This is a genomic window from Micromonospora yasonensis (assembly GCF_026013475.1).
Classification (GTDB): domain Bacteria; phylum Actinomycetota; class Actinomycetes; order Mycobacteriales; family Micromonosporaceae; genus Micromonospora; species Micromonospora yasonensis.
This window is the reverse complement of the sequence record NZ_JAPDPH010000264.1, coordinates 1-8,737: the sequence shown is the minus strand read 5'-3', so window position 1 is coordinate 8,737 and position 8,737 is coordinate 1. Positions and strand designations below refer to the sequence as shown.

Annotated in this window: 3 protein-coding genes; all 3 read left to right on the top strand. The window is 73.9% G+C overall.

Annotated features, from left to right (window positions below):
* Positions 1–725, top strand: a 725-nt coding sequence (locus tag ONA70_RS32030) for a phosphopantetheine-binding protein (RefSeq protein ID WP_265010227.1), incomplete at its 5' end; no start/stop codon positions are given.
* Between the two features lie 16 nt (positions 726–741).
* A complete protein-coding gene (locus ONA70_RS32025) occupies positions 742–6,435 on the top strand; it encodes a type I polyketide synthase (protein ID WP_265010226.1) in 5,694 nt (1,897 codons plus the stop codon).
* A gap of 70 nt (positions 6,436–6,505) precedes the next feature.
* Positions 6,506–8,737: non-ribosomal peptide synthetase (locus tag ONA70_RS32020; protein ID WP_265010225.1), on the top strand; the 2,232-nt coding region annotated here is incomplete at its 3' end.

Genomic DNA, 8,737 nt, shown 5'->3' with positions numbered 1-8,737 from the left:
CCCGGCTCTACAAGACGGGTGACCTGGGCCGGATCCGCGCCGACGGCGCGATCGAGTACCTCGGCCGCCTCGACCACCAGGTGAAGCTGCGCGGTTTCCGGATCGAACTGGGCGAGATCGAAGCGGCGCTGACCGGGTGCGCCGGGGTCAGCGAGGCGATCGTGGTGCCCCGGACGCACGCGGGGGACACCCGGCTGGTGGCGTACCTGGCCGGGCCGGCCGTGCCGAGCACCGGTGAGCTGATCGCCCGGCTCCGGGAGCAGCTGCCCGAGTACATGGTGCCGTCGGTGTTCACCGCCCTGCCGGCCCTGCCGCTCACCCCGAACGGCAAGGTGGACCGGAAGGCGCTGCCCGAGCCGGACCTGGCCCGCCCGGAACTGCGCAGCCCGTACGTCGCCCCCCGCGGCGAGCTGGAGCGGACCATCGCCGGTATCTGGCGCGAGCTGCTCGGCGTGGACCAGGTCGGGGTGGACGACAACTTCTTCGAACTGGGCGGCCACTCGCTGCTGCTGGCCGAGGCGCGGGCCCGGCTCGTCGCGGCGGCCGGCCGGGACGTGACCCTGGTCGAACTCTTCCAGTTCCCCACCGTCGGCACGCTCGCCGCCCACCTCAACCGGCCCGGCGCCGGCGCCGATCTCCTGGCCGGCGCCGAGGACCGCGCCGAGCACCGCCGGCAGTCCCTGAGTCGACGTCAACAGGCCGCCGCTCGTCGGGCGCGGGCATGAACGGTAGGTGAGGCACGTGTCAGACGCAGCCGAGGACCTGAACCAGGTCGCCGTCATCGGCATGGCCGGGCGTTTCCCCGGCGCCGCCGACGTGGAGACCCTCTGGGCCAACCTCGTGGCCGAGCAGGAGGGGATCGTCCGCCTCTCCGACGAGGAGCTGATCGACTCCGGGGTCGACCCGGAGCTGATCGGGCTCGAGAACTACGTGAAGGCCAAGGGGGTGCTGGCGGACGCGGACCTCTTCGACGCGGGCTTCTTCGGCTTCCACCCGCGGGAGGCCGAGGTGCTCGACCCGCAGCACCGGGTCTTCCTGGAATGTGTCTGGGCCGCGCTGGAGACGGCCGGGTACGACCCGCACACCTTCGACGGGCGGATCGGCGTCTTCGCCGGGGCGAGCCTCAACTCGTACCTGCTGTTCAACCTGCTGGCGAACCAGCGGGCGGTGGACGCGGCCGGCAGCTACCAGACGTTGATCTCCAGCGACAAGGACTTCCTCGCCACCCGGGTCTCCTACAAGCTGAACCTGACCGGGCCGAGCATGACCGTGCAGACCGCCTGCTCCACCTCGCTGACCGCGGTGCACCTGGCGGTGCAGAGCCTGCTCAACGGCGAGTGCGACATCGCGCTGGCCGGCGGGGTCTCGGTCAGCGTGCCGCTGCGCGACGGCTACCGCTACGAGCAGGGCGGCATCCTCTCCCCGGACGGGCACTGCCGGGCCTTCGACGCCGATGCGCAGGGGACCGTCCCCGGCAACGGCGCGGGCGTGGTGGTGCTGCGGCGGACGGCCGACGCCCGGGCGGCCGGGGACACCGTGGACGCGGTGATCCGAGGCACCGCGATCAACAACGACGGTGCGCTGAAGGTCGGCTACACCGCGCCCAGTGTGGACGGTCAGGCCCAGGTCGTCGCCGAGGCGCTGGCCGTGGCCGAGGTGGCCGCGGACAGCATCGGCTACGTGGAGACCCACGGCACCGGCACCGCGCTCGGCGACCCGATCGAGATCACGGCGCTGACCCGGGCCTACCGGAAGCACACCGACCGGGTGGGGTACTGCGCGCTCGGTTCGGTGAAGAGCAACGTGGGGCATCTGGACGCGGCGGCCGGCGTGACCAGCCTGATCAAGGCGGTGCTGGCCCTCAAGCACGAGGCGATCCCGGCCACCCTGCACCACACCCGGGCCAACCCGGAGCTGGCGCTGCCGACCAGCCCGTTCTTCGTCAACACCGACCTGCGGCCGTGGCCCCGGCAGGCGGCGCCACGCCGGGCCGGGGTGAGTTCGTTCGGCATCGGCGGCAGCAATGTGCACGTGATCCTGGAGGAGGCGCCGGCGGTCGAGCCGGCCAGCCCCGGGTCCGCCGCCGGCCGCGCCGCGCCCCGGGTGCTGCCGCTGTCGGCCCGGTCGGCGCCGGCGCTGGCCGAGGCGGCCGGCCGGCTCGCCGAGCACCTCACGGCGCACCCCGACCTGGACCTGGACGACGTGGCGTACACCCTGGCCAGCCGGCGCCGGGCGTTCGAGCACCGTACGGCGGTGGTCGGCCGGGACACCGCCGACCTGGTCGGCGCGCTGCGGCGGGCCGCCGACGCGGGCCCCGGCACGCTCGCCGGGCGGGACGTGCCGGTGGCGTTCCTGTTCCCCGGTCAGGGCGCGCAGTACGTGGGGATGGCCCGCGACCTCTACCGCTCGGAGCCGGTCTTCGCCGCCGAGCTGGACCGCTGCGCCGAGCTGTTCGCCGCCCACCTGGCCGAGGACCCCCGGCTCGCGCTGTTCGCCGAGGACGACGAGGCGGGCGAGGCGGCGCGGGCGTTGGCCCGCACCGCGGTGACCCAGCCGGTGTTGTTCCTGGTCGAGTACGCGCTGGCCCGGTTGTGGCTGTCGTGGGGCGTGCGGCCGGCGGCGATGGTCGGGCACAGCATCGGCGAGTACGTGGCCGCCTGCCTGGCGGGAGTGTTCTCGCTGGAGGACGCCGTGGCGCTGGTCGCGGCCCGAGGCCGGTTGGTGCAGTCCATGCCGACCGGGTCGATGCTGGCGGTGTTCCTGCCCGAGACGGAGACGGCCGGCTGGCTGACCGGCGGGCTGTGCCTGGCCGCGGTGAACTCCACCGGCCTGTGTGTGGTGGCCGGCCCGACGGCGGAGATCGACGGGCTGGAGCAGCGGTTGGCGGCGGCCGGGGTGGCCCGCCGTCGGCTGCGCACCTCGCACGCGTTCCATTCGCCGAGCATGGACGCGGCGGTGGCACCGTTCGTCGAGGCGGTGCGTCAGGTCACGTTGCGTCCGCCGGCGATCCCGTTCGTGTCCAACGTGACCGGTACGTGGATCACCGACGACCAGGCCACCGATCCGGCCTACTGGGGCCGGCACCTGCGGGCGACGGTACGGTTCGCCGACGCCCTGGACGTCCTCCTGGCCGATGAGGAGCTGGTGCTGCTGGAGGTCGGCCCGGGGCAGACGTTGCGCAACTTCGTGCGCCAACACCGGGCCTGGCAGGAGCGGCGGGCGGTGGTCGGCTCACTACGGCATCCCGACGAGCGGCGGGACGACCAGGAGTACCTGCTGGCCGGGCTGGGCGAGCTCTGGGCCGCCGGGGTGCCGGTGGACTGGACGGCCCGCGACGGCGGCCCGCGCCGCCGGGTGTTGCGCCTGCCCACGTACGCCTTCCAGCGTCAGCGCTACTGGATCGACCCGGAGACCGCGCCGGCCCGGCAGCCGCGGCGATCGCTCCCCGCCGGCGCGGACGGGGAGTGGTTCCACGTACCCGGCTGGCGGCGGCTGAGCACCCAGGCCGCCGGCGCGGCCGACGGTACGCCGGACGACCGCCTCCTGTGGGTGCTGCTGGGCGCCGAGCTGCCGCTCGGCGACGCGCTCGCCGGGCAGCTGGCCGACGGCGCCGACGTGCTGCGGGTCAGCGCCGGCGACGAGCTGCGGGAGACCGGCGAGCGGGCCTGGTCGCTGCTCCCGACCAGCCGGGACCACTACGCCGGCCTGCTCAAGTCACTGGAGGCGTACGGCCCCCGGAGGATCCGGGTGGTGCACCTGTGGAGCCTGACCGTGGAGCCGGCCGATGCTCTGGACGCGGCCCGGATCGACCGGGCCCGCCGGGTCGGCTTCGACAGCCTGCTGGCCCTGGCCCAGGCGATCGGGGACGTGCAGCCGGCCAGCCCGGTGGAGGTCGACGTCCTCAGCCGCGGCCTGTTCAGCGTGACCGGCGACGAGGAGCTGCAGCCGGAGAACGCCCCACTGCTCGGCGCCACCACCGTCGTCCCGCAGGAGATCCCGGACGTCACCTGCCGCGTTCTCGACCTGACCGGCGCCGACCTGACCGGCCCGGCCGGCGACGCGGCCGGGACCCTGCGCCGTACCGGTGGTCGGCGGGACAGCGCCGCCGGGGCCGTCCTGGCCCGACTGGCCGCACCCGCCGCCGAACGGGAGCTGGCCCTGCGCGGCCGGCACTGGTGGGTACGCGACTTCGAGGCGGTCCGGCTGGACGGCGAGGGCAGCCGCCTGCGTCCCGGCGGCGTCTACCTGATCACCGGCGGCCTCGGCGGGGTCGGCCTGGCCCTGGCCGAGCAGATCGCCCGCGCGGTCGACTCCCCGGTGCTCGGGCTGCTCAGCCGCTCGGCCTTCCCGGCCGAGGCGGACTGGCCCGCCTGGCTGGCCGGCCACGGCGAGCAGGACGACACCAGCCGCCGGATCCGCCGGCTGGAACAGCTCCGCGAGCTGGGCGCCCGGACGATCCTGCTGGACGCCGACGTGACCGACCGGGACGCCCTGGCCGGCGCGGTCGAACGGCTGCGGGAGACCGGCGGCGGCCTGCACGGGGTGATCCACGCGGCCGGGCTGCCGTCCCGGGGCCTGATCGCGATCAAGTCCGCGCAGGACGTGGCGGACGTGCTGGCCGCCAAGACCGTCGGCACGCTCAACCTGGACGCCGTCTGCGGCACCGACGAGCTGGACTTCCTGCTGCTCTGCTCGTCGCTGACCGGGCTGCTCGGCGGCCCCGGACAGAGCGACTACTGCGCGGCAAACGCCTTCCTGGACAGCTTCGCCCAGTGGCGGCGGGCCACCAGCGGGACGCCGGTGGCCGCCGTCGCCTGGGACACCTGGCGGCACACCGGCATGGCCGCCGGGCTGGTCGAGCGGCTGCACGGCGGCACCGCGCTGACCGGGCACCCGCTGCTGCACCGCCTGGTCGCCTCGACCGAGAAGTCCCGGACGTACGCCACCACGCTCAGCACGGCCGATAGCTGGATCGTGGACGAACACCGGATCATGGGCCACGGCCTGGTCCCGGGTACGACGTACCTGGAGCTGGTCAACGCGGCGGTGGCCGAGCGGGCCGCCGGCCGGGTGGTCGAGCTGCACGACGTGCTCTTCATGCTGCCGGTGATCGTGCCGGACGGGCAGACCCGCGAGCTGTACACCACCGTCGAGGAACGGGACGGGCAGCTCCGGTTCACTGTGCAGAGCCGCGGCGACGGCGACTCGGCCCGCTGGCAGGAACACGCCACCGGCACCGTCTCCTTCCGCGAGCAGCCGCCGGCCACCACCCGCGACCTGGCGGAGCTGCGCCGCGACTGCGCGGTCACCGAGGTGATCGACACCGAGGACGAGCTGAAGCGGCGGCTGAAGCTCGACCGGGTGGAGCAGGGCGGCCGGCTGCGATTCTCCTTCGGCCCGCGCTGGCGCTGCCTGCGCCGGATCGAGGCCGGCGAGCAGCGACTGATGGTCACCCTGGAACTGGCCGAGGAGTTCGCCGCCGACCTGGAGCGCTACCCGCTGCACCCGGCGCTGCTGGACGTGGCCGGCGCGTCGGCCCGGATCCGGGCCCGGGACGTGTTCTACCTGCCGTTCACCTACCGCAGCCTGCAGGTCTTCGCCCCGCTGACCCGCGTGATCCACTGCTATGTGGAGGTCGCCGAGTCCGGCGACTCCGGCGAGACGCTGACCGTCAGCATCGAGCTGCTCTCCCCGCAGGGGCGGCTGCTGGCCAGCATCGTCGACTTCACCATCAAGCGGATCAACGACATCGACGGCCTGCTGGAACAGGTCGCCCGGGGCGCGGTCAGCGGCGCCGAGCCGACCCCGGCGGATGCCGGACCCGGCACGCTGCACCTGCTGAGCGAGGGGATGACCGCCGGCGACGGGATGGCCGCCTTCGACCGGCTGCTCGCCGCGCCGGCCCTGCCCGAGCAGGTGGTGGTCACCGGCCGGGACCTCACCGGGCTGCGCCGGCTGGCCGCCTCGATCACCCCGGCGCTGCTCGCCGGTGAGGTCGAACAGCTCGCCCCGCCCCGCGGCACCCACCCGCGGCCCGACCTGGACACCCCGTACGTGGCGCCGGCCACCGATGCCGAACGGGCGGTCGCCGAGATCTGGCAGGACGTCCTCGGGCTGGACCGGGTCGGCGTCCACGACGACTTCTTCGCCCTCGGTGGGCACTCACTGGCCGCCGTGCAGATCGGCACCCGGATCCGCAGCCGGTTCGGGGTGGAGCTGAACCTGCGCGGCTTCTTCGACAGCCCGACGGTGGCGCACACCGTGACCGTGCTGGCCGACCCGGGTGCGCCGGGCGACCCGGCCGGCGACCGGATCGAGGCGGTCAGCCGGGACGTGCCGGACGACGACGTGGCCGGCCTCGACGACCTCTCCGACGAGGAGATCGAGGCGCAGCTGCGGGCCCTGCTCGCCGAGGACGAGGGAGGCGCGGCGTGACCCGCACCGCCGGGCGTGGACCGGCCCGTACCACCGCAGCGACCGACCAGCGAACCGAGGATGATCGCCTGTGACCACCACCGACCTGGGCAGCCTGACTCCCGCGCAGAAGCGCGCGCTGCTGGCCGAGCGGCTGCGGCAGAAGAAGCAGCGCCGGGAGTTCCCGGCCTCCTTCTCCCAGCAGCGACTCTGGTTCCTGGAACAGCTGGCACCGGGCAGCGCCGCGTACAACATCCCCGGCGCGGTCCGCATCCACGGCCCGCTGGACCTCGCGGTGTGGCGGCGCAGCTGCAACGAGATCACCCGCCGGCACGAGGCGCTGCGGACCACGTTCACCGAGGTCGACGGCGAACCCCGGCAGGTGGTCAACGCCACCGGCGAGCCGGAGTTCACCGTGGTCGACTGCGCCCACCTGCGCGGCCCGGACGGCGAGCCGGGCATCCAGGAGCTGGCCCGGGAGGAGTTCACCCGCCCCTTCGACCTGGCCAACGGCCCGCTGCTGCGGGTGAAGTTCCTCCGGCTCGGCCCGGAGGAGCACGTCCTGCTGCTCACCATGCACCACATCGCGGCCGATCTCTGGTCGATGTCGGTGGCCATCGCCGAGCTGGTCGAGCTCTACGGGGTCTTCGCCGCCGGCCGGGCGTCGACCCTGCCGGACCTGCCGATCCAGTACGTCGACTACACCGTCTGGCAGCGGCAGCGGCTGGAGGGCGACGCCCTCGACGCCGACCTGGAGTACTGGAAGGAGAACCTCGCCGGGGCGCCCGCCGCGCTGGAGCTGCCGATCGACAAGCCCCGCCCCGCGGTGCAGACCACCCGGGGCGGCTCCCGCCCGTTCGCCCTGCCCGAGCCGGTGATGAACCGGCTGCGCGCGCTGAGCCAACGGGAGGGCGCCACCCCGTTCATGACCCTGCTGGCGGCCTTCCAGGTGCTGCTGCACCGGTACACCCGCGAGGACGACATCGTGGTCGGTGTGCCGGTGGCCAACCGGAACCGCCCGGAGATCGAACGGCTGATCGGCTACTTCGTCAACACCCTCGCGCTGCGTACCGACCTCTCCGGCGCGCCGAGCTTCCGTGAGCTGGTCGGCCGGGTCCGGCAGACCTGCCTGGGCGCGTTCGCCCACCAGGAGTTGCCCTTCGAGCGGCTGGTCGAGGAGCTGGCGCCGCGCCGGGATCTGTCCCGCTCGCCCGTCTTCCAGGTGCACTTCATCTTCCAGAACATCCCGATGCCGGAGTTCGACGTGGCCGGGCTGAGGCTGGAGCCGGTCGACGTGGAGAGCGCCACCGCCCGGTTCGACCTGGAGTTGCAGGTCTTCGACCGGCCGGACGGGCTGACCGGCTGGTTCGAGTACAACAGCGACCTCTTCGAGCCGGCCACCATCGAGCGGATGTCGGGACACCTGGCGCAGCTGGTGGCGAACCTGCTCGCCGAGCCGGACCGGCCGATCGACCAGATACCGATGCTCGGCGCGGACGAGGATCGGGACCTGCGGCTGCTCGGCAACGACACCCGCCGGGACTGGCCGGAGCCGGTGACCGTGCCGCAGCGCTTCGCCGCCCGGGCCGCCGCCGCCCCGGCCGCCCCGGCGCTGCGCACCGAGCGGGAGAGCCTTACCTACGCCGAGCTGGACCGGCGCTCGACCCGGCTGGCCCGCCGGCTGCGGCAGCTCGGGGTGGCCCGGGAGACGCTGGTCGGCATCTGCCTGGAGCGTTCGGCCGAGATGGTCGTCTCGATGCTCGCCGTGCTCAAGAGCGGCGGCGCGTACGTCCCGCTGGACCCGGGCTTCCCGCCGGACCGGATCGCCTTCATGCTGGCGGACTCCGGCCTGTCCGTGCTGCTCACCAGCAGCGACGTGCTGGAGAGCCTGGGCGGGGTCAAGGCGCAGCCGCTCTGCCTCGACCTGCTCGCCGACGAGTTGGCCGCCGAGTCGCCCGAGCCGCTGCACCTCGACGTCCGCCCGGACGACCTGGCGTACGTCATCTACACCTCCGGCTCGACCGGGCGGCCGAAGGGCGTGCAGGTCTCGCACGGCGCGCTGGGCAACTTCCTGCTCGCCATGGCCGAGCGTCCCGGGATCGCGGCGAGCGACGTGCTGCTGGCGGTCACCACGCTCTCCTTCGACATCGCCGGGCTGGAACTGCTCCTGCCGCTGGTCGAGGGAGCCAGTGTGTACCTGGTCAGCCGGCAGGTCGCCGCCGACGGCGAACGGCTGGCCGCCGCCCTGGACCGCTCCGGCGCCACCATGATGCAGGCCACGCCCTCCACCTGGCGGATGCTGCTCGACAGAGCCCGAGCATCC